General features: G+C 35.2%; 4 protein-coding genes. All 4 read right to left on the bottom strand.

What is annotated here, in order from left to right; all coding sequences use genetic code 11:
* Positions 1-169: 169 nt before the first annotated feature.
* Entirely contained in the window at positions 170-1,168 is a 999-nt protein-coding gene (locus tag COJ96_RS25340) for an aldo/keto reductase (protein ID WP_098576550.1), read from the bottom strand.
* A 383-nt stretch (positions 1,169-1,551) separates the two neighbouring features.
* On the bottom strand, positions 1,552-2,058 hold the full coding sequence (locus tag COJ96_RS25345) for a hypothetical protein (protein ID WP_098576551.1): 507 nt from the start codon (positions 2,056-2,058) through the stop codon (positions 1,552-1,554).
* A 107-nt stretch (positions 2,059-2,165) separates the two neighbouring features.
* Complete coding sequence (locus tag COJ96_RS25350) at positions 2,166-2,600, bottom strand: hypothetical protein (protein ID WP_098576552.1); 435 nt, start codon at positions 2,598-2,600, stop codon at positions 2,166-2,168.
* Between the two features lie 24 nt (positions 2,601-2,624).
* Positions 2,625-3,044: a GNAT family N-acetyltransferase gene (locus tag COJ96_RS25355; RefSeq protein WP_098576553.1), complete on the bottom strand. Its 420-nt coding sequence runs from the start codon at positions 3,042-3,044 to the stop codon at positions 2,625-2,627.
* Between the last annotated feature and the right edge of the window lie 500 nt (positions 3,045-3,544).

Genomic DNA, 3,544 nt, shown 5'->3' on the forward strand with positions numbered 1-3,544 from the left:
TTTATAATTCGGGCTTACTGAATAGCTGATTTTTTCTTATTCTTTAACATAAATTCCTTCTCTATACACACCCTTATTTTTCAAATTTAGCTTGTTAAACTAAACTGCCAGTTAGTGCAATAAAAATAGGGATCGCCGCAGCCATCCCAATCTTTAACTCTTGCATCCGTTAGTTGAAGAACCATTTTTTCCGTGGTACCGGGAAATATTCGCCAGCTACAAGTTCTGAAGGTACGGTTTCTTCAATTCGTAAAAGGTCGTCTGAACTTAAGTTCAGGTCAACTGCGCCGAGTGAAACATTAAGTTGTGACTGCGTTCTTGCACCAATCAATGGGATAACATCCTCACCTTTGGATAAAACCCATGCGATGGCAATTTGTGCAATGGTTGCTTGCTTTTCTTCAGCAATTTCACGCAATGCCTCTACAAGGGCTAAATTCTTTTCAATATTTCCCTTGGTAAACCGCGGACCGTTACTGCGTTTATCATCCAAACTAAGAACCCGATTTTTTGACCATGTACCGCTCAATAAACCTCTTGAGAGAACACCATAAGCGGAAAGCGAAATACCTAATTCCCGTAGAGTTGGCAAGATATTTGATTCGATGCTCCGATTAAATAGTGAGTATTCCATTTGCAACCAACTAATAGGATGTACAGCGTGTGCGCGACGAATTGTTTCTACTCCTACTTCAGAAAGACCAATGTAACGCACATATCCCTTCTTTACCATATCAGCAATTGCACCAACTGTTTCTTCAATTGGTACGTTGGGATCGATGCAGGCTGTGCCTGGTTGATAAAGATCGATGTATTCAACACCTAAGCGCAGTAGGCTATCCTCAAGGAAATTCTTTACTGTATGAGGGTGGTTATCACTCTTTAGATGACTCTTGCCCTGAGAGTGGAGCTTGCCATCGAATTTTACTGAAATGAACGCATTTTCCCGTTGGATGCCTTGGAATGCTTCACGTAGAAGTAATTCATTGTGTCCATCGCCATAGAAATCTCCTGTATCAAAGAGTGTAATGCCTTCTTCAAGTGCTGCGTGGATTGTTGCAATACTTTCGCTTCGTTCAGTATTATCATATAGCCATGACATCCCCATACAGCCGAGACCAATCTCAGAAACCAGTGGACCGTTATGACCAAGTGCTCGTTTTTTCATTGACACATTTCCCCCTCGGCAGTCTCATTGATCCAATCTGTAACCAATTTCGTTCTGAAATCAGCTCCTAACGGCATATCAAATAATAACAAATAGAACAACTAAGCGAACAAAAGACATAAAATATTGAAAGAGGACAATCCCTATTACATATTAATTCTCCATAAATATTCACAATTTTAACATTACCATAAATCGGTAAAAAAGTGGGAGATATTTAAATACTTCTTCTTAAGCTAACCTGCCCGTTAGCACAAGGAGAAAGCCGCCAAAAATAGCGGCTGGATCTTAAACTCTTGTACCCGTTTGTTTAATAAGAAAATCCTATAAAAACCAAATTAATCTCTTTTTGTGTATTGAGCTACCCCTATGCCGTTATCTTTTTAGTGTAGTCGATTTTTTGGGAGGTTTAACATTATATATAAACTGCTCTGCTTTACCATCAACAATTTTATCCTGATTAACCTAATGATATTGCCATCTTCATCGTGCTCTACACTCAATCTTTCCTCATCATACAGTTCTACTTGCGGATTAATGTGAAAACACAAACCCACTTCGGAAAGCCTATCGCTTTCGTAAGTGTATTCCTCATAATGAAGATCGGCAAATTTCTCCATACCGCAAATACTTCGTTCATATTTCACCAATTTTTCGTTTTCGTAAATGCACTTGGACACCGCCACTATCTCGCCCAAATTATCAAATTCTAAACCATAAACAATTTCATCAATGTATATCAAATACTCTTCGTCAAATCTACTGTCTGGAGTTGTAAACTCATTCACACCCTTTACTCGAAGCAGCATGCCGTCCTTATCAAAGCCATATCCGTAAGAGTAATTCCCAAATTCAGGTTTCTTCTTTTTGAACAGTCTACCCCTTTTCATCCCACCAATAATTAAATCTAAAACTGGGCTCGGACAGTAGTGACACTTAAACTCTTTTCCCTTAGTTATTCATGTACTTTATGGTAATACTTAACTGTAAACAAAGGCTATTTACTTGTTACTATTAACTTTTGTGTTTTAGCATCATATATTTTATAACTAACTTCAAACTGATGGTCTTTTGTAACTGTAACTTTACAATAATAAGGGATTGACTTTCCATAAGCATCCAATGGAGGAATATCTCTGAAGCTAAACACTTCATCTGTATTAAGCATGTTAAAGTCCGCTTCTGAAGAACGACCTGATGAATCTATTTCGATCACACATTTCCCACTGACGACATCATAGTCCTTAAGCACAACATATTTTAAACTTGGGAGAGTGATAACTAAAAGTAAAACACCAAATAAAAAGGTTAAAATGCATCTACCTATTCCTAATAACGGGTAGTCTTTGTTAATAAACATTAGAATGAAGTAAATTGCTGAGCCTACTACAAACAATACTCCAAGTATGAGCATTAAATAATAAAAAAACATTTTTCACTTCCTATAACAACATTGTTAGGTCAATTTTTTTTCAAAATAATACTGGTTAAATCCTTTTGGGTGATCTTCAACTTTACCAATAACCTTATATCCACATTTCTTATAAAAGTCTGGTGCCTGGAAGCTAAAGGTATCTAATAATATTAACCTACAATTATTTTCTTTAGCTGTTTTTTCAATATGATTTAATAACTCTTCTCCATATCCTTTTCCTCTTAATGAATAATCAACCCAAAGATACTCAATATGTAGATGGTACCAGAAAATCGTTCCCGTAATCCCCCCAACTATTTTTCCCTCATCATTTCTAAGTATATGGCTAACCTTTATAGATGATTGTTTTACTTCATCAGGTAGTAATGAAAGGTTATATTCAATTACCTTTTTTCTAATATAATCACTATCTTCTAGATTCCACTCCTTAGAAAGTTCCATAGATTCCCTCCATATTATAAATATTCACAATAATTATAATATAATAAGAAAAATTAGCGAACTTCTTCTTGAAGTATCGCACCCATATAGTTTAAGTATATTTATCCACAAACAACATTAATTTCATAAAGCTCGTTAGTTGAAAGCCGTTTTTCTGTTTTATATATAATCGTAAACAGATCAATAATTCCGTATACCCCGACAGCCCAATGCTTGTTGAACTAACTGCCCGTTTGCACAATAAGAAAAAAAGCCGCCTAGAATGGCAGCTCGACTTTAAATATTAGTATCATTTAATTTATTAAATTTAAAATAATCATTCACAGAGTGACTCAATATCATTCTCTATACTTACATTTTACCGTTATTTATATTTTTATAATAGAGTATTTTTTTTAATTCTACACTATATTATACTTTAAATACAAATCTAATAATAGAAGAGGTGTTTCCGTATGAATGACAAAAAAGATGTATTAGATAGAGGCCACTGCAATAAG

Source organism: Bacillus sp. AFS073361 (genome assembly GCF_002567005.1).
Taxonomy (GTDB): domain Bacteria; phylum Bacillota; class Bacilli; order Bacillales; family Cytobacillaceae; genus Neobacillus.